At 35.7% G+C, this 22213-nt stretch carries 19 protein-coding genes; 5 read left to right on the forward strand and 14 right to left on the reverse strand.

What is annotated here, in order from left to right:
• Positions 1–102: 102 nt before the first annotated feature.
• The 8 genes from xerA to ABJ955_RS00040 all read right to left on the reverse strand — a co-directional run bounded on the left by xerA (position 103) and on the right by ABJ955_RS00040 (position 11769).
• The gene (gene xerA, locus ABJ955_RS00005; RefSeq protein WP_347372551.1) at positions 103–1308 is read right to left on the reverse strand and encodes a site-specific tyrosine recombinase/integron integrase; all 1206 of its coding nucleotides are present in this window, start codon (positions 1306–1308) and stop codon (positions 103–105) included.
• A gap of 286 nt (positions 1309–1594) precedes the next feature.
• Entirely contained in the window at positions 1595–2539 is a 945-nt protein-coding gene (locus ABJ955_RS00010) for an FAD-dependent oxidoreductase (RefSeq protein ID WP_347372552.1), read from the reverse strand.
• 35 nt (positions 2540–2574) lie between these two features.
• A complete protein-coding gene (locus tag ABJ955_RS00015; RefSeq protein ID WP_347372553.1) occupies positions 2575–4014 on the reverse strand; it encodes an amidohydrolase family protein in 1440 nt (479 codons plus the stop codon).
• Positions 4015–4019: 5 nt separating this feature from the next.
• Complete coding sequence (locus ABJ955_RS00020; RefSeq protein WP_347372554.1) at positions 4020–5795, reverse strand: serine hydrolase; 1776 nt, start codon at positions 5793–5795, stop codon at positions 4020–4022.
• Between the two features lie 465 nt (positions 5796–6260).
• Positions 6261–7328: an NAD(P)-dependent alcohol dehydrogenase gene (locus tag ABJ955_RS00025; RefSeq protein WP_347372555.1), complete on the reverse strand. Its 1068-nt coding sequence runs from the start codon at positions 7326–7328 to the stop codon at positions 6261–6263.
• 358 nt (positions 7329–7686) lie between these two features.
• Entirely contained in the window at positions 7687–8487 is an 801-nt protein-coding gene (locus tag ABJ955_RS00030) for a DUF4189 domain-containing protein (protein ID WP_347372556.1), read from the reverse strand.
• Positions 8488–8777: 290 nt separating this feature from the next.
• Positions 8778–9449 (reverse strand): response regulator transcription factor, encoded by a 672-nt coding sequence (locus tag ABJ955_RS00035; RefSeq protein WP_347372557.1) that lies wholly within the window; start codon positions 9447–9449, stop codon positions 8778–8780.
• Positions 9450–9519: 70 nt separating this feature from the next.
• Positions 9520–11769 (reverse strand): tetratricopeptide repeat protein, encoded by a 2250-nt coding sequence (locus ABJ955_RS00040; RefSeq protein WP_347372558.1) that lies wholly within the window; start codon positions 11767–11769, stop codon positions 9520–9522.
• A gap of 207 nt (positions 11770–11976) precedes the next feature.
• Between ABJ955_RS00040 and ABJ955_RS00045 the strand changes: the two genes are divergently transcribed.
• The 3 genes from ABJ955_RS00045 (at position 11977) to ABJ955_RS00055 (ending at position 13309) form a co-directional block, all read left to right on the forward strand.
• A complete protein-coding gene (locus ABJ955_RS00045; RefSeq protein WP_347372559.1) occupies positions 11977–12534 on the forward strand; it encodes an RNA polymerase sigma factor in 558 nt (185 codons plus the stop codon).
• A gap of 4 nt (positions 12535–12538) precedes the next feature.
• The gene (locus tag ABJ955_RS00050) at positions 12539–12865 is read left to right on the forward strand and encodes a hypothetical protein (protein WP_347372560.1); all 327 of its coding nucleotides are present in this window, start codon (positions 12539–12541) and stop codon (positions 12863–12865) included.
• 180 nt (positions 12866–13045) lie between these two features.
• On the forward strand, positions 13046–13309 hold the full coding sequence (locus ABJ955_RS00055) for a hypothetical protein (protein WP_347372561.1): 264 nt from the start codon (positions 13046–13048) through the stop codon (positions 13307–13309).
• 43 nt (positions 13310–13352) lie between these two features.
• Here the strand turns inward: ABJ955_RS00055 and ABJ955_RS00060 are convergent, their stop codons facing one another.
• The 5 genes from ABJ955_RS00060 to ABJ955_RS00080 all read right to left on the reverse strand — a co-directional run bounded on the left by ABJ955_RS00060 (position 13353) and on the right by ABJ955_RS00080 (position 19407).
• Positions 13353–14318: an EamA family transporter gene (locus tag ABJ955_RS00060; RefSeq protein ID WP_347374337.1), complete on the reverse strand. Its 966-nt coding sequence runs from the start codon at positions 14316–14318 to the stop codon at positions 13353–13355.
• 79 nt (positions 14319–14397) lie between these two features.
• Positions 14398–15744 (reverse strand): DEAD/DEAH box helicase, encoded by a 1347-nt coding sequence (locus ABJ955_RS00065; protein WP_347372562.1) that lies wholly within the window; start codon positions 15742–15744, stop codon positions 14398–14400.
• A 129-nt stretch (positions 15745–15873) separates the two neighbouring features.
• Entirely contained in the window at positions 15874–17427 is a 1554-nt protein-coding gene (locus tag ABJ955_RS00070) for a DEAD/DEAH box helicase family protein (protein ID WP_347372563.1), read from the reverse strand.
• A 96-nt stretch (positions 17428–17523) separates the two neighbouring features.
• Positions 17524–17745, reverse strand: a complete 222-nt coding sequence (locus ABJ955_RS00075; protein WP_347372564.1) for a VF530 family protein — start codon at positions 17743–17745, stop codon at positions 17524–17526.
• 48 nt (positions 17746–17793) lie between these two features.
• Positions 17794–19407, reverse strand: a complete 1614-nt coding sequence (locus ABJ955_RS00080; protein WP_347372565.1) for an SDR family oxidoreductase — start codon at positions 19405–19407, stop codon at positions 17794–17796.
• A 247-nt stretch (positions 19408–19654) separates the two neighbouring features.
• Between ABJ955_RS00080 and ABJ955_RS00085 the strand changes: the two genes are divergently transcribed.
• Positions 19655–21064: a T9SS type A sorting domain-containing protein gene (locus ABJ955_RS00085; RefSeq protein WP_347372566.1), complete on the forward strand. Its 1410-nt coding sequence runs from the start codon at positions 19655–19657 to the stop codon at positions 21062–21064.
• 182 nt (positions 21065–21246) lie between these two features.
• Positions 21247–21474, forward strand: a complete 228-nt coding sequence (locus ABJ955_RS00090; RefSeq protein ID WP_347372567.1) for a YtxH domain-containing protein — start codon at positions 21247–21249, stop codon at positions 21472–21474.
• 134 nt (positions 21475–21608) lie between these two features.
• Here the strand turns inward: ABJ955_RS00090 and ABJ955_RS00095 are convergent, their stop codons facing one another.
• Complete coding sequence (locus ABJ955_RS00095; protein ID WP_347372568.1) at positions 21609–22055, reverse strand: cold shock domain-containing protein; 447 nt, start codon at positions 22053–22055, stop codon at positions 21609–21611.
• Positions 22056–22213 lie beyond the last annotated feature (158 nt).

Raw genomic sequence — 22213 nt, forward strand, 5'->3', positions numbered from 1 at the left:
TTGAGTGAGAATTAAACCGAAATCCTTGGCTTTTTATTTCGCGTTTGAGTGAGCTTTTCTATTGTGGGTAACGGGTTATATAAAAACAAATATAAACGATAATCAAATATCCTTGCCGGATATCAGTACTTTTTTATTGCTATGTGCGGTACCATTTAATTGATCTACAGTAACATCTAACGGGCTTCGAATATTCATTAAATCTTTTTTGGCAACATGGGTATAAATCATCGTGGTCTCAGGCTTGGCATGGCCTAATAAATCTTGAATATAACGCAAGTCTACTCCATTTTCTAACATATGGGTTGCATAACTATGGCGTAAGGTATGCGGACTTACACGCTTACTTATTTTTGCTGCTTTTGTTGATACTATCATAAACTGACGCACTGCACTGTCACTATAGGTGCCACCATCACGCCCCTCAATTAAATAAGACTTTGGTGTATATGTATTTAAATAATTAAACAGTAAAGGTTTTATAACCTCACTCATAACAACGATTCTGTCTTTTCTACCTTTTCCTTGTCTAATGTGTATCTGGCTTCTATCAAAATCTAAATCTTTAACCTGTAAATTCAATAATTCACTTATACGTAAACCACTGGAATACAACAAACTGATTATAGTTCTGTGCTTTAGGTTTCTTGTAACTTGAATCAATTTAATTACTTGTTCTTTAGATAATACAACTGGTAAATACCTGCTCTTTTTTGGACGCACTAAACCACTAGCGTCAAAACCTTCAACATTGCAAAAGGTACAAAAAAGCTTTAAAGCACTGATACATTGACGGTGACTACTTATACTGTATTGCTCTTTGGCAATTACGTTTTCTAGAAAATGCTGTATGTTGCTAAATTTCCAATTTGCCATAGTAACGGTTTTGTTGTAATCTATATAACGTAAAACGAAAGTGCCATAGGTAGAAATAGTGGAACTACTATAGCGTTTTCCTTTTAAGAAAACAATAAACTGCTTTAGGCAGTCACGAAATTCTATGGGTAAATTTTTATAAAGCGCAATGCTACTGAAACTATTTTCCTTTTTTTTCTTAGGAAATACCGGTAACTTCTTACCTTTTAATGCACTATAATCTACATAATACCGTTTCGCTTGTAAATAATTAAACAATGCATTCGAAACACCTGCTTTATCTTTTATATAAAAAGTTTTATGAGATGGTGACCACTGTATACCAGGATACGCCATTATGTAAGCTTTCACTACGTCATCATATTTAAAACCAACAGCAATGTGTCGCTCTTCACGATACAAAAATGGATTTAAAACAACAACAGTTCTCATAATCAATTAATTAAGCTCTTTAAATGTACATTAAAAAACCCAATTAGTAGCTTTTAAAAGTTACTAATTGGGGAAAACAAGGTGGTTATTGGGGTTTATATAAAACGGTTAGGCTATTCTCTTTCTGAAATTTTCTAAAACCCATTTTTAAGATAAAACCTTTACGCTGCATAAACTTATTCTATCATGCCATGATAAAGCTGTAACTCCTTTTTAACACACCAATTTATTAAAGTTTGAAGTAATATCTGTGATACCCCGAAGCCTTGGTCTGTTTTTTATAAAATTAGCGTAGTTGAGTACGTATTATTTCAGCAAGCTCAATGGCGCAGCCCCAACCAACGGTAAAGCCTGCGCCGCCGTGGCCATAATTATGAAATACATTCGGGAAGTCTTTATCGAATTCGAAACGTACAGCACTTCTTTTAGGTCTTAAGCCTACAATTTCTTCAATTATTTCTGGTGTTTTTTTTGATAAACCTCCGTCTAAAATTCGCTTGATTATTAAGTCGGTATCACTTTTTTCAATATTCGTATTCCAATCGTTTTCGTAATCTGTACCGCCAATAACGCAGTCTTCGCTACGGTTAATGATATAACTTAATGCGCCTTTTTTTGTGGAGTCTGCACAGGAAGGAATATCCATTTTCTTGCAACGTACTATTTGCCCACGCATAGGGTGTAAATCGGTATCCTTGCACAATTCTTTTGCTCCTAAACCTGTACAATTAATAATTAAAGAATTTAAAGCAGATGCTTCTTCTAAGCTTGTTATTGTTTGCTCTTTAAAAATACCTCCCCTCGCTATAAATCTATTGAATAGATAAGGCAAATACAACAGTGGTTCTGCTAAGGGAACGGTTGAAATAAAGGCGGTTTTTATGCCTTTAGGAATTTCTGATACTAAGGCTTTCCGAACACTTCCTTTGGGTAATAGTAACGTCCAATCGGTATTGCTTGCTTCGGTATATGCTGTGATAAACGGAATAAAAGCAACCCCATTTCCTTCTTTTACATCTGCTAGGTACTCGGCATACGCAAGTGCAGCCCAATTATTGGCTTTTTCTTTGGGGTGCACTTCAAAAGGAAACCAGATAGCTCCTACTTTGCTGGATACTGTTTTATCAAAACGCGCTTTGGAAACTATCGTAACCTGAACGCCTTTTTCTTGCAATTTGATGGCTGAAGTTAAACCCACAATGCCGCAACCGATAACCGTTACAGAGTTCATCTATTTATATTTTTTTAATGGTTGGATAGCTCGTTTCATAATTTCACTTCACTTTTTATACCTTTTCCGGGAAAAGTGTTCGGTTTCATTTCGCCATTTTCAATCAGAATAGTTCCGTTTACAATCACATAATCCATTCCTGATGATTTTACAAACCCATTGGTGTAGGTCGCATTATCTTTTACTTTATGTATATCAAAAAGCAATAAATCTGCATAGCATCCTTTTTGAATCCGACCTCTTAACTTCATCTCTGGCACCACAGTTTCTAATACTTTTGCTGGCATTAATGTCATCTTTTCAATGGCTGAGTTGATGCTGATTAGTTTTTTTTCATTTACATATTCGCTAATAGTTTTGCTAAAGGTACCAGAGCCTCTTGGATGTCCTGTTGGGGAATATTCGCTACCATCACTGGCAATCATTGCTATCTTTGAAGAAATAACTTGATCTACCCAGCTTTCTTTCATCATATGCACAATAACAGAACCGCCTTGTTTTCTGTACTTTTCAAAGGTTTCAGGAGTCAATCGCTCGTTGGTTTCTACCCATTGCAAATCTTTATAGGTACAGCCTAAGCGTTCTTGCCAGCCTTCATTAAAAATGGCAGAACCAATTTCGGTATTTCCTGCGGTGTAAGGGTATAATTCCGTAGTAATCGGATACCCTAAGGCTTGGGCTTTTTCTATTTCTTGTAAGCAAAAATCCACATCTTTTCTCGCCATACTTGTTAAATGACAAATGTGCAATTGCGTTTTATTTAATATCGCATCCGAAATAGCTTGCTGAAATGCTATCGCTCCGCCTTCTCTAACATGTGAAAAAACAGGCACTTTAGCTTCGCCTGCAAAAGCATATACGTCGGCAATTTCTTCGATGGAAGCATTAGGCAGATACCCAACAGGAATACCAATGCCTATGGCGCCATTATTTATGGCGTCTTTTAATTTATTTCTAACTTCAGCAAATTTATTTTTAGGCAATTCTTGTTGGGCAACCGTATCTTGAAGTTCTTTAAAAATACTTTCGTACACCCTGTTATCGTTGGCAAGTACCTTGTTTCTATAAGCTAATTGGCAAGCTGATGCACCATAGTTTAACAACGCTTTGCCGTTTCTAGCTTGGTAATATTGAACCAAGGTGTCTATCCCAACTTCTAATTCTAAAGCCGTGGTTACCCCATCAAAGGCTTGGTATTCGTTTTCTGTATTGGTTTGTCCATGGGCATGCAAGTCTATAAAACCAGGCGCTAAAATTTTACCTGTTCCGTTTATTGTTTTGATTCCTTTTAATTTGTCTTTGCTAATTGTTACTATTTTATCTTTAGAAATAGCCACGTTTAGCACTTCGTCTGTATTGGTTTCAGGATCTATCACTCTGGCATTTTCAATAACAATATCGTAAGTTTTCTCTGTGTTTGAAGTACAAGAAACAAGGCAAACGAGTATTGCTAAGATTAGGTGTTTTTTTAACATCTTAATTATTTTTTTGTAGCCGTAAATACACCATTTGGTTGGTGTAATATTAAATTTTCATCTTTAAATGCTGCTTTGTATCCTGATAACCCTTTAATGGAAAATTCATTTTCTTTTATAGGAATTAAGGTGTATTCTGGTTGTCCTGGAACAAGCAGCAATAGATTTTCGCCTTTTAATGACACTTTTAATTCAGTCCCAGATAATAGATAACTGCCAACATACGTACGCAAGGTTTCTTTTGAAACGGCTGCCGCGTCTGGTATTCGTGTAAAAACGAGTGCTTCTAAAGTAGGTTCTAACTTTAACCTAACAGCTTCAATATCTCCTAAATCGTTGGTTTGGAAATTAAAATTAAAGCCTAAATCGTCGGTATCCACTTTGTTATCTGAAAGCATAAAAGGTTTAAAAACATCGTAATGCGTATGTTTTAAATAAGCTTTTTCTCTGGTGAAGTTTGCCCAAAGCGAATCGTTTTTAACTTCAACAGTAAGTGTCCCGTAGCCTTTATGGGTATATTTTCCTGTAAATTCTGCCAAACTATGCGTTGGTGTAGTATGGGCAACTTTGCTCTCTTCCTCCTTCTTTTTCTTTTCTTTTTGCTGCTTTTTAACTTCGTTTATTTTTTCGTTATAATAGCGTATCCAATCGGTTTCTTTCAGGTTTAATAATTCGTCTGCAATGGCATTTCTTACCAAGGTTGGCAAGGCAGAACCGTCTTGGTTTGCCAATACTACGATTCCAATTTTATCTGTAGGAAAGAAAGATACATTTGCTGTAAAACCGTCAATATTTCCACCGTGTTCTAATCTGTAATGTCCTTTGTAAGATGAAGTAAACCACCCATAGCCATAACTGTTTAGGTGCTGCGCTGGAAATTGTTTGTCTGCTATGCCACCACCAACTAACATTAATGGATTAATCGCTTTTTCTATATAGCTTTTAGGTACCACTTGCACCGCATCCAGCTTTCCTTCATTCAACCAAATTTTTAACCAATTTGCCATTTCTTTAGCACTACTATTTATACTTCCTGCGGGACTAATTGCTGCAATATTGTAGTATGGCAGCAATTTATTGGTTTCAAAATTATCTAAGGCATAGCCTTTAGCGCTATTGCTGTGGCTTTTTAATTCTTCAATTGTCACGTTGGAATTTAACATCTTCAAAGGCTTAAAAAAACGCTCACGGATGTTGTTCTCCCAACTTTTTCCAGTTAGTTTTTCGGTAATTAAACCTTGAGCCAAATACATAAAGTTATTGTAATACCATTGTTCGCGAATACCAGTAAAAGGTTCGTGGTATTTTACGCGAGCCAACAAACTGTCTTTACTTTTTGTAGGAAATAAATACCAAGAAATATCGTGTCTCGGGATGCCTGTACGATGGCTCACCATATCTAAAATAGTAATCGTATTGTTAAGTTGATCATTATAAAACGCTAGTTCTGGCAAGTACTTTTTAGGGCTATCCGTAAACTTCAAGCCTTTTTCATCTTCCATAATCCCCAATAAAGCGGTAGTAAATGCTTTTGAAGTGGAGCCAATAGCAAATAAGGTGTTTTCGTCTGCTCTTAATTGCTGCTCTAAATCCTTATAGCCAAAACCTTTGGAATATATAACCTCATTGTCTTTAACAATTGCCACCGAAAAACCAACAGTTTGGGTAGCTTCTTGCAATCCTATAAGCTTTTTGTCAAGATTCTTTTCGCTTAATTTGTTTTGTGCTACTAGGCTCGCACAGATAAAAAGAAGAAATACGGAAATATATTTTGCTTGCATGTGAGGTTTGTTTTATGTGCGTTTACAGTAAGATTGTTCTCTTGAATAAGAAGCTATCGTAAATATACAATGTCCATTTAAAAAACCTGTATTTGAATGCATATTTATACTAAATTAGTGTTTATAGCATTTTTTCCATGTCCACAAACTAAATTCATCATAAGTTTGAAGAGATAAATTAAAGGAGAATCCGTTTTATGTAACTTTACAATAGAAAATTTGTTTTTATTTCAAACTTATAAAGCCTTAAACAGAAACACACACAACTTAGCGCTAGGCACCAGAATGTGTGTGTTTATTTTTATTTTAGACGTAATAACACCTTCCGAGCTGTTGTATAGAACATCACCATCCATCCCATTTTGATAACAGATTTTAGATAATCTTTGGCAAAATCACTTGGTTTAATAGCTACTACTCCCCAAACCCTAAGAAAACACCTTCAAGAAGGGGTCTTCTTTTATGTTATAAACTCATTTCACTTTTCAGAGAAGCCATATCAATAACAAAACGGTATTTTACATCTGCAGCTACCACTCGGTCATAGGCTTTGTTGATGTTTTTTATGTCAATCAATTCTATATCTGACACGATATTGTGTTCTCCACAAAAGTCGAGCATTTCTTGGGTTTCTTTTATTCCCCCAATTAATGAACCTGCAATCCGCTTACGGCCCATAATGATTCCTCCGCCATGAAAAGGCTCTAAAGGCTCCACAGCACCAACCAATACCATGGTGGCATCATTCTTTAATAAGGAGATATACGGATCCATTTTATGACCAACAGGAACGGTGTTTAGAATAAAGTCAAAACTTCCCTTATGTTTTGTCATTTCTGCTTCGTTTTTACTGATAAGTACTTCATGGGCTCCAAGTTGTTTTGCATCATCAGCTTTTGCTGGCGAAGTAGTAATCATAACCACATGTGCGCCCAAAGCATTGGCAAATTTCACCCCCATATGCCCTAGTCCACCAAGACCAATAATTCCAACTTTATCACCTTTTTTTACATTCCAATGGCGCAATGGAGACCAAGTAGTAATCCCAGCGCATAGCAATGGTGCAGTAGCAGCCTCATCTAGGTTTTCAGGGATGCTAAGTACAAATTCTTTATTTACCACAACACTTGAGGAATAGCCACCATAGGTTTGCTTGCCTTCCAAGTGTTTGTCATTACTATTATAAGTAAATGTTGCGCCTTGCTCACAAAACTGCTCCATATCGTTTTTACATTGTGAACATTCTTGGCAGGAATCTACCAAGCAGCCTACCCCTACCAAATCGCCTTCTTTAAAGTTTTTTACGTTTGCTCCTACTGCAGTAACGCGACCTATTATTTCGTGGCCTGGTACTACAGGATAGCTTGAACCGCCCCATTCGTTTCGTACAGTATGTATATCGCTATGGCACACGCCACAGTATGTTATATCTAATTTTACATCGTCCGCTCCTACTTCGCGGCGTGTTATATCCATTGGTTTTAATGAATCTTTAGCGCTTGTGGCACCGTATGCTTTTGTTATTGTAGCCATGGTATGTTGTTTTAATAATAGTGTTATTGATTAAACGTGATAACAGAAGTATTTTGGTACACACGCTTATTTTGAATGTTACAAAAGTATCTACCACTGCTTAGATATTGGGTTAATGCAATGTTAATACTACAGTACGCTTTTAAAAACAATTCGAGAACAGGACGAATTCTACAATACAGGTATTTTTTCTTTTTTAATACCATCGTTTTATAAAGCGATGGTATTAAAAAAAATGCGACCCTATCGAGTCGCATTTTTAGCATTGGAGTTAGTTGAAATGCCCTTATATATACAGTATAACTGCTATATATAGGCGGTAATTGTATCGGTATTAAATTTTAACAGTTGACGGTGCTTAGAAAGAAATCTCTACCACCTCATATCCGTCTTTTTCTACCGAATTTCGTACACCATTGAAAACACGCTCCATAAATGCTTTTCTTTCAACGGTACTTTCTATAGCGACTTTATCTTTTAATGGCTTTATTTCGCTTACACCTTCCCAATCTAACGGCAAGCGTGTAAGCATTTTATCTCTCGTTGCCTTATCAAGGTAACCATATAGATTTTCTTCCATAGCATCTACAAACTGCTGTGCTCTTGGGCTCATTTTTCGTTCAGCATCACTGGTCCATTGCCAAGTTCCAGAAGCGTTTTGGACTACGCCTGGCTCATAAAACATTTCAGAAAGAAAGCCTTTTTTATATTCATCAGACTTTAAAAAGTAAAACCCATACACCCCTTTTACTGTTGGGTTTATAATTTCGGAAGTGATAAGGGTATCGCTATTACACCCCCAAACACGTACTACCAAATCGGTACCGCCCTGTGCGCTTGCTTCTTCTTTTGCTATGGCCTCTGCTTCAGCACGGCTATTAGCTACGCCCCAGCCGTAAAGTGATGGATTGCCTCTTTCTACAACATACGCACCGCAACCGCCTTCAAATTTTAAAACAAGATGACAGTTAGCCCCTGCTTCCTCACATTCTTTTAGAGCCCTCTCATTCGCTTCCGCTTGAGTTTCATAATTTACAGCCCAGCCATAAGCTTCACCATTTCTGGCGTCTATTGCTAAACTTGCATAGTTGCCAGTATCTTGTGCGTTGATTATTAGGGTGCTAAGAAAAAGAAATGCAATACTAAATAACTTGTTCATTGGGGGTGTTTTTACTTATTAAAGGTGTGGCCTAACAGTTTATTAAAAACCATTATATATGGCTTTAACGCGTCCCAACATTGAAATGTTTACTTCAAAAGTGGGGACACTCCTATTAAAGGTGAAATGTAAAAGGAATTTTAAAACTAGTCAATACCTACAATGCGGTATATTTAGTTTGAACTAACAAAAGGAAAAACAAATGAAATAATTATAGAAATCCCCCCTAGAGCAATACCAAACGGTATGATTATAAAAGGGAGTTGGTATTTATAGGAATTAAAAAGAGGTTAAAGCAAGCCGTGTTCTGAAGCAAATTTATAGAGCGCTATGGTATTGCCATCTATGTTTAATTTTCTAAAAATATTACGACGGTGTGTCTGTACTGTAAAGCTAGAAAGAAAAAGCTTTTCGGCAATTTCATTAGAGTTATAGCCTTTACAAACCATTTGTATTACTTCTGCTTCCCGTTTTGTAAGGTTGTATTTCTTTAAAAACACATCGAGATAGGTAAACTCATTTGTGTACTCATCACTATTTTCAGAAAAATTAGGATATATGGTTTGTCCATTTAGGACGTCAATAATATTAAACCCCAGTTTATCAAGGTTTTCAGATTTTAAAAAATACCCACTAGCACCCGCGGCTATGCATTTTTCAGAGAGTTGTTGGGAAAAATAAGAGGTAAGTACTAGTATTTTTAACTTAAGGTTCATTGCTCCTATTTTTTCTAATACTTGCAACCCATCTTTGCCTGGCATATTCAAGTCTAATAGCAGCACATCTGCATCAGCCAACGAATTGTATTGGAGTAAGGAAAGACCATCATTAAAGGTCTCCATGATTTCAAAACGGGAATCTTTTTCTAAAATTTCTGTAATCCCATGGATAATCAAAGGATGATCATCGGCAATTACAACGCGCACTTTAGAGTCGAGGAATGCGGGGGCTTCTTGAGTCAAAATTGAGGATTTTTGGGGTGACTACTTCTAAAAATTATAGGTTAGTTACTATATATGGGGTTGTGTAAATTTAATTTGTTTTTAGTATTGGCAACTCTGCGAGTATAAAGGTACCACTATTTTGGCTACCACTTATCTCTATAGTACCGTTAAGATACGCTACATTGTTTTTGAGTAGCTTTAAACCGATGCCATCTTTATTGGTTGCTTCATCAATACCTTTTCCGTCGTCCTCTATATAAATAGTCACAGAGTCCTCCAGTTCAACAACTTGCAGAAGTACATGTGTTGCCTGCGCATGCTTAATAATATTATTGGTTACCTCTTGCACAATGCGATATACCGTTAGGCAAAATTCCTCACTCCATGTAGAGGTGCTATCAAGACCTTCTATAATTTCTTCTATTTTTATACTTTTAGAAGTATTTACAGCATGAACCAAATCATGAATGGCAGCCTTTAAACCGTATTTCTCTAACGCAATAGGCATTAACGTATGACTTATATTACGAACACTATCGCTTATATCTACCAGTATTTTTTTTGTGGTTTCTAATTTCTCTTCTGCACCTCCGCCAGCTTTAAAAATATCGTCTTGTAATTGCTTAACATTCAAGATTGCAATAGATAGCATTGAACCCGCTTCATCGTGGAGTTTATGTGCTATTTTCTTTCTTTCCTCCTGCTCCGCATTTTTTAAGGTTTTTGAAATATTTAATCGGTGTTCTTGGTCTAAGCTTTGAATTTGTGCCTTGTGCCTTTCTTTTAATTGTCTTCTTCTAAACCATAAAAACAACAGAGATATAAGCAATAATAGCACTACACCTACTGAAATAAATAGGATGCGTTGTTTACTTCTACGCTGTTTTTCTTTTTCAATTGCTAGTGCCAAATCACGTTTTTCTAACTCGTACTGTGTTTCTAATTTTAGGGTGTTTACTTTTTCATTAGCAGTAAAAAGTGATTTCTCTAATGCAAGTTCCTCGGTTTGGTAATAAAATGCTTGTTTATAATCTTCTTTTTCAGTGTAGAGTTCTTTTAAATAGCCATAGAGTTCTTTTAAATTTCTATCATCATGTTCTGTGTCATTAAAAACTACTTCTGCATCCTTTAAATATTTTTCGGCTTCCTTCCATTTTTTTTGCGATATAGCAGATTTCCCTAAAACAGCAAGGGTACTTGCTGCTTGTCTTTTTGCACCTATTTCGGTACGTAGTTGGTATGCAATTTTTAAATGTTTGTCTGCCTCTGTATACTTTTCTGAAAGCAGTAAAAAGTTACCGTAGTTATGGTTTGCAAAGGCAATTCCTCCTTTATCTGAAGCCAACTTAAAATAATGAATTCCTTGTGAATAAAGAGTATCCATAGCTTCATATTGTCCTTTGCCGCTATAAACAGTAGCAAGATTGACTGTACTAAGCCCTAACGATTTATAGTTCTTAGCTTTCTTTGCAAGGCTCATACTTTTCTTGTAGTATGTAATTGCCTTATCAAACTCTTCGCCATTTCTAAAGACAATTCCTAAATTATTATAGGCACGCAATAAGCCAGTGGTATCATTTGTTTTTTCACTTAAGCGTATTACTTTATAATGAACCTCTACAGCTTCATCAAATTTAGATAAACGCGATAAAGTGTTGGCGTAATTGGTGTAGATTTGGGTAAGCAAATGCGTGTTAGTACTATTTTCAGCAAGCTCCATCGCTTTTTCAATTATAGGTAAGCTTCCTACAATATCACCTAGAGAAGTGGTTATAATACAGTGGCGGTTGTATAACTCTGCCAAACGGTCTTTATCGAGGGATTTAAATTTTTCCTCTTGTACAATTGCATCTTTTATTAACTTTTCTGCCAATTTAAACTCCCCAACAGTTATAAACTCTCTTCCTAAATTTCCAAGAGAAACAGAGGTCCCTTTCTCATACTTAATTGTTGTGGCTAATTGTATTGCAAGCGAATCGTAATGAGCAGCTTGCTTTGGGTTGCGGTTTTTAAAATATAAGTTTCCGTAGGCTATATAGCTATCTGTCTGTCCTATTTTATTGTCCTTCGTCTTGTAATACTTAAAAGCAGAATCTACATCCGCAAAGGCTTTTTCACGATCCCGAACATCAAACAGCAATGCTCTTTTTAAATATAAGGCTGCCTTTTTTGAAGGGGAATCCGCCTCTTGAATGACTTTTGTAATGCTATCTACTTCAGATTGCCCCCATCCCGCAAAGCAAAAAAGGAAGCATACAATACCTAGTGAAATTTTTATAGAGAAATTGAATTCAGACGAATAGGTTTTATGGCTGGTGTTATCTTTGGGAAATATCACAGGGAATTGCGGTTTTATAATTAAAATATTTAAAAAGGAATCTAGCGTTTCGTTGAAGTGATAAAGATAAAAAAAACTAGCTAGTGAAAATAATAAGCTGGTAGTTTTCAGAAAATTAAAATAAATAAATACTAAATTAACAAAATACTTTAAAGTAAAAAGTGCCTTTGTTCGTCTTCCTAAATATAAGGCGGCATTAAACCAACCATGACCAACCAAAAAGAAAGTATACTAAAAGATTCTGTTCATCAGTTTGGAACAAAATTATTCGGCTTTATACGCAAAAGAACGCGTAATGAAGAAGATGCAGAAGATATACTTCAAGATGTATGGTACCAGTTTAGCAATTTTGCGAATGTAGAAGATTTAGAAAACATAGGGGCTTGGTTGTACAGAGTAGCGCGAAATAGAGTTACAGATCGTTATAGAAAAAAGACAACCGATTTGCTTGAAGATCAAACCTCAACCCAAAACGATGTGGAAGAAGATAGCACTTTTAAAGAACTTTTATTATTAGACGATAGCAATAGCCCTGACTTAAGGCTCTTTAAAGAAAATTTTTGGGATGCATTGATGGAAGCACTAACAGAACTACCAGAAAAACAACGCAATACTTTTATTTGGAATGAAATTGAAGACTTAACACTTCAGCAAATAGCCGATAAAACTGGAGAAAATTTAAAAACTATTATAAGCCGAAAAGGGTATGCCGTAAAGCATTTACGCTTAAAAATGAATTATTTATACCAAGAATTAAATCAATAATACAATGAACTATAAAACTAAAAATAGCACGATAAAGAAGTTTCTTAAAGGACTTATTATGATTGCCTTCCTATTTCTTTTACCCTTTGTAATTATGTATTTATGGAATGCAATCCTCCCCGAAGTCTTGCATGTAAGCCCTATTACATATTGGCAAGCATTAGGACTATTTATACTCAGTAGAATTCTTTTTGGTGGCTTCGGTTGTGGTGGTTCAAAACACAACAAGATGTCTAGCCATAAGAAATCAGAATTCAAAAGAAAGTTTATGAATATGACTGATGAAGAAAAAGCGACTTTCAAACAACGTTGGAAAGACCGATGCTGCTAAAAACCCTAAACCACGAAATATTTAAATCGTTCAAAACGCACTTCTAGCAATTAATACTAGAACTTTTAATGAAATTTTAAAAAAGCTTGGTGAATTTTGAAGCAAAACAACACTCTATTCGTCTTATTAAAATAACTATAAATTAGGCGCTCCCTGCGCTTCGCTAAAAAAATTATAATTATGCATGAACTAGCACTCCCTAAAACGGACAAAAACCCCTTCTTAAACCAGACACAAGTATTAGTTTATGGTACTAATATAGACACTGAATTAAAAGCCCAAATTGTTAAAAACCAATTAAAACAAGTAGTAGGCATTACACACCTTAGCGTAGATATAGAAAACTGGGAACGTGTGCTGCGTATAGAATGCAGTATTGTTACCGACCCAGAAATGGTGCTAATTAAAGTAAAAAGTATGGGGTTCCGTTGTTATGAACTATAGCGATTAGAGCATTACAAATACCCCCTAGCAAAGAGAACTGTCGTTACTTCTTTTTCATCTGTTGTGCCTTTCCAGAAAACCTAGGAATCGAAAAAGTAGTACGATTGGTGTTTATAAAGTAAACGCCTGTTAATAACACTGCAGCAGCAATTATAGATTGTAGTGTAATTTGTTCATCAAGAATATACCATCCTAGAATAAGAGCGATAATTGGGTTTACATAGGTAGACGTAGCCACCTTATCTGGCGATACCGTTTTTAGCAAGTAGTTAAAAGAAGTAAATGCTACTATACTTCCAAAAATGATTAACAACACCATACTAATTTGTACTGGCTCTCCCCATTCGGTTGGTGAAATCCATTGTTCCCCAAAAACCAAACTAGCCATTGCAAGGGTTAGTCCAGCAGTAAACATCTGATACCCCGTATTAACGAAGAAATTCTTTGGAAAATCTGCTTTTCCTACAAAAAGGCTACCGTATGCCCAGCTAAGCATACAAGCAAAAATCATTAGCATTCCCATAATAGAGCCTTCTTTGGTTACTATCTCTTTTTGAGTAACCAAAAGAACAATCCCTACGATTCCTAGTGCTACACCAACTAACGACATTAATTTTATGGGTTTGCCCTGTAAGAGTCGCATCATCAATAAAACGACTAATGGTTGCGCTGAAATCTCTAAAGCTGCAAAGCCACTATCTACATATTTTAAGGCCCAAACAATTACGCCATTTCCAAATGAAAGAAACAAAACGCCTACAATAAAGGAGTTTAACAACTGCCGTTTAGTAACAGCTAAACTCTTCCCCATTGCTATAGATATAATAAAAATAAGTAGCCCAGCAGTTGTAAAACGAATGGAAGCCAAAAAGAATGGCGCTAATTCAGCTACGGCAACTTTGTTTAGCATATACGTAGAACCCCAAATTACATAAATGGAGAAAAATGCTAGGATTACTAAAAGTGTATTTTTTGGTTTCAGGGAAATTGGATTGTTAGTGTGATGCATTAATAGATGGAACAATTGCTAGTTAGTTGCTTTTGGTTTGAGATTTTTAATACAAAAACTTTAAATAAATGCGATTAGCTTATTTTCCCTTTTTACGCTTGTTATAATTTTTGTCGCCTCGTGTTTTGGGCTTCTTATATTTCTGTTTTATAATACGCTTGTAAGAACCTCCTTGGTTCTCCTTCTGATTTTTTGCTTTCTTCTCGTGAAAGGCAGGACCTACTTCTTCCACATTCGTTGGGTTGTTTATTTCTACAACTTGTGGCTGTTCTTCATAGGTAAGCTGCTTCGAAATTGCAACTTCTTTTGGGAAGTCCAGCTCATTGATTGTTACCCCCATCAATGCTTCAATTGCTTCTTTAGCTTCTTTTTCCTTTTCGGTATAAAGCAAAATAGCTGTTCCTTCCTGCGTTGCACGTCCTGTTCTACCAATACGGTGCATGTAGTTTTCAGGAAAAACAGGGGTGTCAAAGTTTATTACATGACTAATCTGATCTAAATCCAATCCACGTGCCATAACATCTGTAGTAACAAGAATGCGGGTTTTTTCGGCATTAAAGTTTTCAATAGAACGGATTCTATAATTCTGAGTTTTATTGGAATGGATTACCGCCACCTCACTTCCGAAAAACTCATCTAAAAGAGTAAAAAGTAAATCGGCACTTTTTTTATTAGGAACAAAAACAAGTGTTTTTCTATATTCTGCTTCATCCTTTAACAAGTGAAGCAATACGTTGGCTTTTGTATAAAAGTTAGGAACAGCATAGGCATACTGCGAAATATTTTCCAAAGGCGTACCACTAACTGCCACTGAAACTGTGGTTGGTGCAATAAAAAAATCGTGAATAAAAACATTTACATCCTCCGTCATAGTTGCGGAAAACATAATATTTTGACGCTTGGTGGGAAGTAATTCTAGAATGTTTGTAAGCTGAAATCTAAACCCAAGGTCGAGCATAACATCTACCTCATCAATCACCAGTTTTTTGATCGCCTTTAGCTGAATGGTTCTACTTATAATTAAATCGTATAAGCGCCCAGGTGTTGCTACAAGTATATCAGTACCTTCCATTACAGCTTCCTTTTGCCTGTTAATGTTGGTGCCGCCATAAATACCCAACACACGTACGGAGGAATATTTACCAAACTTTTCTATTTCTTCAACTACTTGTAGCACCAATTCACGTGTTGGCACTAATACCATTACACGTGGTTGTACTTGCTTAGAAAATTTTAAGTCTTGCAAAATAGGAAGCATATACGCAAAGGTTTTCCCTGTTCCTGTTTGCGCAATTCCAACCATGTCTGCTCCAGACATAATTACTGAAAACGACTTTGCTTGTATTGGCGTTGGTTTTTCAAAACCAAGGTCGTCAATAGTGTAATGAAGTTGTTTGGAAAGGTTTAGCTCGTTAAATGATTCCATGGTAGGTTATTTGGTGCAAAAGTAGTGCTTCGACTGCGCTCAGCAACCAAAAATAGTATTTTTATTCCATTACTTATGGAGATTAAGGCTTGGAAGCGCAACTTGTAGCCTTCAACCATAAGGCTTTAACTAGTCTTCGGGTGGATGTCCGTTTATTTCTTCATAAACAGTATCGAAGTTATCACGTAGGTAGCTACGTAATTTTAAACGGTAATCGTCCTTTAACCAACTTATAAAGTTATGCGTACTTTTACTGATACACTTAGAATATCTATCTATGCGGTAATCTATATCATCGCTTAGCATTTTTGCCAAACCTAATGCGTCATATACATCTTCGCTATTTTCCACACAAATATAGGCATGCTGTGCAATGGAACGTTCAAGAACAACTTTAGAGGATTCCCCTTTAAAAGTAGCATCTTGGTAGGTCGCTTTTATATCAAAAAACACTTCCTTGCTTTTAGAAAATTCTGCACGAAGTTCTTCCGGCATTTCATACCTAAAATTACTTTCCAGATCTTCATCACTCTGCAAGCGATCCATATAATAATCTGGTGATCTAAAGATGGCTTGCCAATCTAACTGTGCCTCCCAAGGACCAAAACGTTGGTAGTTGTTCCCCAAATCGATAACAGAGAATTTAGATTTGTTATTTAGAATACGCGACCCACGCCCAATCATCTGAAAGTAAAGCGTTAATGAACGCGTTGCTCTATTAAGAATAATTGTATCGATGGTGGGTTCATCAAAACCAGTGGTTAAGATACTTACAGAAGTTAAAATAGCATCTGGGGTATCGCGAAACCACTTAAGTATTTGCTTACGTTGCTTTTTTGTTGCGGTATTATCTAAGTGCATTACAGGCAGCCCCTCCGCTTTTAGGTGGTAATACACCTGAATGGAAGTATTAATCCCGTTATTAAAGATTAAGGTTTTCTTGCCTTTGGAATGCGTTAAATATGCTTGATATAACTGATCTAACATCCCTACCGCTGAATATAAATCGTCTGAAGATTTTACAGTATAATCACCATTAGAACCAATTTCAAGCGAAGTTAGCCCCATATTGTATTGAAAAACCTCAACTTCCGCCAAAAATTCATTATCAATTAGAGATTGAATGCTTTCACCAACAATTAACTCTTGGTAGTTATCCTTCATAGGAAGGCTTCTATTAGAACTTAAAGGTGTGGCGGTTACACCAAGGATAAAAGATTTCTCAAAAAATTTAAACAGTTTTGAGAAAGAATTATAATGGGCCTCATCAATAATTACTAAACCAATATCCGAAATATCTAGTTTATTATCGGTAAGACGGTTGTTTAGTGTTTCCACCATTGCCACAAAACAGCTGTATTTAGCTTGATCGGAAAGATTTGCAGTACTATTCACCACTTTATTTACCACTCCAAAACTGGTAAGCATTTCAGAAGTTTGCTTACACAACTCCAAACGGTGCGTCATTACAAGCACTTTTTTGTTGTGATTTTTTAAATATTGACGTACAATTTCAGAGAATATTACTGTTTTACCTCCACCTGTTGGCAATTGGTACAGCAAGTGATAATCTTCTGGTGCAGTATCAAACTTTTCAAATATCTTATCTATAGCCCCTTTTTGGTAGCTATATAGCTCTTTGTCGGTTTTCTTCTCTTGAACGGCCTCATGTATATCTGTCATAAAAATCCCCATTTTTGCTGGTTTGCAAAACTACATCCTTTTGTAGGTTTTGGACGAAGAAAAGCTTGATTAATTACGAACGAATTTTCCTAATACTTATAACCCCTTGGTTTTTAGGTATAAGTTCTCGACTTTCTCACGTGCCCAAGGTGTTTTCCGAAGAAAAGTTAGGCTGGATTTTATAGAAGGATTGGTATTAAAAGAGTTTATTTTAATTTTTTCACCCAAAACATCCCATCCATAATACGCAACGAGAAATTCTAAAATTTCAGCAAGCTTCACTCCGTGCAATGGATTATTTGGTTGTTGGTTATTCATAATTACTCGTAAAAAATTAATTAAAAAGAATCTGTGGTTTTATAAAAACTACCAGTCTATAGGACGATAATCCTTAAGAAATTTTCCGCTCCAGTGTTTTCCTGTGTTTATACCATCAATCAATGGATCCATAACCCGCGCGGCACCGTCAACGATATCTAACGGAGGTTGAAAATCATGAAGTTCCATTTTACGTTTTGCTAGTTCTACAGGATCTTCATCGGTAACCCATCCCGTATCTACGGCATTAATATAAATGCCTTCTTTAGCCAGACTACCAGCAGCGGTATGCGTTAACATATTAAGCGCGGCTTTTGCCATATTTGTGTGTGGATGGCGGTCTTCCTTAAAAAACCTATGAAACTTTCCTTCCATAGCAGATACGTTAATAATATGCTTCTTCCCTGTATTCTCTTTTTTCATAACCTCTCCCAAACGGTTACAAAGCACAAATGGCGCTATGGAATTAACCAATTGAACTTCTATCATTTCTGTAGTTTCAATTTCACCAAGTTTTAAACGCCAGCTATTTGTTTTACGAAGGTCTACTTGTTGCAAATCTGCATCTAGTTTTCCTTCTGGGAAAACTTCTTTGGTACTTAATGAAGTATCAAAACTATACGGAATCTGTGAAAGTTTTGCGGAAGCACGAATACCAATACCAGGTTCAGAGCCATGCCATGTTACCGGAAGGTTTTTATTAGGGTTCTTATCCATATCAGCAGTAAGTGTTTTAAGTTCCTGCAAACAATGCATATGGTCGTGAAGTAACTCTTTTACAAACTGTGGATGCTCTTCAAAAGGCATTTCTTCCTTTGCCATTAAATGTTGGTAAAAACCTGCAGGACGTCGAACCGTTTGTGCAGCATTATTGATAAGGATGTCGATATTTTCATATTTCTGCTCTATATAATTACAGAAAATTTCCACACTTGGAATATGCCTAAGGTCTAACCCATGAATATTTAATCGGTCTGCCCATTGATGAAAATCTTCCTCTTGCGCAAAACGATAGGCAGAATCGGCCGGAAATCTTGTAGTAGCAACCACTGTAACTCCAGCCCGAAGAAGCATCAGTGTTATATGATAGCCAATTTTTAATCGGGAGCCAGTTATTACTGCAACTTGCCCCGTAAGATCGGTAGTTTGAAAACGTTTCGCATAATTAAAATCGCCACATTCGGTACACATTGTATCATAAAAATGATGCAGTTTTGTGTAAAGTGTTTTGCATACATAGCAATTTCGAGGCGTTTCAAGTGCTACATCTTTTTTTAAGGATAAATCTGCTGTTTGAAGTAATTTTGGTGCTACAAAAACAATGTTTTCACGTGCACTTCGGATGCCAGTTTCTTTGCGAGCGGTTCTATCTTTATTAGCTTGTTTTCGTTTTTTAGCTTTCTTAGCGTCTTTTTTTCTTCGTGAAAACTCTTCCCTATTTGGTCTTGAAAATTTACCTGAAGCTTTTATTAAAGCCGTTCGTTGTTCCTTTGGAATTTCAAAAATCGTATCGGTATTGTTATTTAAATGTTCTAGAATAGCAATACATCGTGCTATCTCTTCAGGGGAGACCCCTTCCTTGATGTCTACAGTAGCAAACGGTTTTGACGCAGTGTTTTCTTCCTTATTGGAAACTTCATTATCAGAAAGCTGTTGTGGCATAAAAAAATATTTCAACAAATATAGTCACAGTTTTAATGCCCAAAGCAATTTCTTTTTAAATAGAAGGGAAACCGGTTGCCCATTCAAATAAGAAAAATGCTAAAGGAATTATTGCAATGAAAATAACAGTTAATGATGTGGTTACAAAACAAATACTAACAGCATATTTTTAATTTAAACTTAAAAATTTATATTTTTAAGAACTATTTACTACAAAAGCACACTAACCTACTAAAAAATTTCAATAATGTGTAAAAAACTAACTAATTATGAGTTTAACTGCTTTAGAAGCAAGCTAGGTTTAATCTTAATACTACTCTTTACAATAACAGAAGGATTCTCTCAGTGTTGGGAAAAAGTTGAAAAAGGCGCCTGGCATACGCTTGCAATTCAAGATGACGGAAAATTATTAAGTTGGGGGCGCAATGAATTTGGGCAATTGGGTATTAACAATAATACTGACATGTTACTTCCCACACAAGTAGGCACAGATACTGATTGGCGCTATGCCGACGGGGGACTTTATCATTCCGTTGCTCTTAAAAATGACAACACACTTTGGGCGTGGGGTTCAAATGAAGTTGGCCAGTTGGGTAACGGCACAAATACAAACAGCAATATTCCTATTATGGTAAATTCAGATACAGATTGGCAGGCTGTTGGAGTTGGTAACTTTTTCTGTATTGCACTAAAAGCTGACGGCACTCTCTGGAGCTGGGGATTAAATGATCATGGACAATTAGGTGATAATACCATTATAAATAAAAATACGCCCGAACAAATAGGAACGGATACAGATTGGGAAAGTTTTTCAGTAGGGCTTTTTCATGTACTAGCCATAAAAACAGACGGAACACTATGGGGATGGGGATTGAACAACTACGGCCAATTTGGGAATGGTACGGTAACATCCCAATTATCACCAACCCCTGTTGCCGCTGGCACGGATTGGCGTGAAGTAAATTGTAGCTTTGATCATACTATTGCCATAAAAGATAACGGTACTTTATGGGCTTGGGGCCGAAATGACAAAGCACAATTAGGCAATGGTACTACCTCTGCGACACTAAGCCTTACTCCTATTCAGATAGACACTGCAACTGATTGGGAAAGTTTAAAAACGTATTACCACCATAATTTTGCAAAAAAAGCAGATGGAACAATCTGGGCTTGGGGCTATAATAACTATGGCCAATTAGGAAATGGAACTTTAAATAACCTTTTAGAACCTACACTTTTCGATGCTAATACAGATTGGGAAAATCTAGCCGTTGGAGCCTTTAATACGTATTTAATTAATTCAGAAAAAGAATTATACGCTTTCGGAAAAAACGAATATGGAGAATTAGGAGATGGAACTACCATTGATAGACATGAACCTGTTAAAATTAATTGTGTTTTATTAAGCACTAATGGTTTTGAAACATCGCAACTAAATATATATCCAAACCCTACACATAAAATTATTCATATTGAAACTTCTAATAATAAAGAAGTAGAACGCATTAGTGTTTTTGATATTACAGGGAAATTATTAGTAAAAAACAAAGCTGTTTTTTCTAATGAATTTAACACCGAATTTTTAGAAGCAGGCACCTATATTTTAAAGATCTTTATTGATGGCGAAACGCATATTTTTAAACTAATAAAGAATTAAGAATCATATTCACCTTTTTTTTAATTAAAACATTTCCACCTATTTATGTGAAAAAAATGCTAAAAAAGTTCTTTTTCAACCGCAATTGATTCATCAATTATTAAATATATATTAAAGTGTGTTTGTAATTATTTATGAAGCGAAATATACCCTATCTTCACATAAAAATAAAACGAACAATTATGAACAATAAAGGAAAAGGAATATTAGCATTATTAGGTGTCGCAGCAGGAGCATTTGCCTTCTGGAAATACAAAAATTTATCACCTGAAGAAAAACAAGACCTTAAAGACAAGGCTACTGAAACTGGTAGAAAGATAAAAGAAAAAGCTGGAGAAGTAGAAGAAACTATTTCTGAAAAGTTTGAGCAACTTAAAAATGCTACAAAAAAGGAAATAAACGAAATATAATATTGCTACCTATTTAGTAAGATAATTAGCAATTTAATTGTAGAAAAAATCCCGCAGGTTGCGGGATTTTTCTTTTTAAATAAGCTTGTAAAGAAAAAAGTAATTTCTTTACGCTAATGTTAAATGCCTTTAGATTATACTTTAGTAACCTTAACAGCATTCATACCTCGTTGCCCTTTTTCAAGTTCAAAAGTAACGCTATCATTTTCTGTAATTTCATCAATGATACCACTAACATGGGTAAAATATTTTTCGTTGTTTTCGTCGTCTATAATAAACCCAAATCCTTTTGATGAATCATAAAATGAAACTTTCCCTTTTCTTACAGGGTCAAAAGCTTCACGATCACCCTCTTCTTTTTTAGGAATTCCAAGTACAATATCCTCCGCTTCTACTTCAACTTTCATTGAAGGGTCTGGTGGCGTATCCACTAAGTTTCCATTATAGTCAACGTACGCAAATTCAATACCTGGTGTTTTGTCGGCCTTACGAGCATCTTTTTTCTTTTGCTTTTCTTCTCGTTTTTTAAGCTTTGCTTTTTCCTTTTCTTTCTTACTGTACGTTTGTTGCGATTTCGCCATTTTTATTATTTAATTAATATGAATAAAAAAAGCCATCCACGATAGGCAGATGACTTTTTAAAGAGTTATATATTACTGATTTTGTTATTGCTTTACCTAACTGGGGGTTTAATTCTTACTGCCCTGATGCGACAAAGATACGGAAAATTAAGCAGTTA

It is taken from the genome of Aequorivita sp. Q41, assembly GCF_039831855.1.
GTDB lineage: Bacteria > Bacteroidota > Bacteroidia > Flavobacteriales > Flavobacteriaceae > Aequorivita.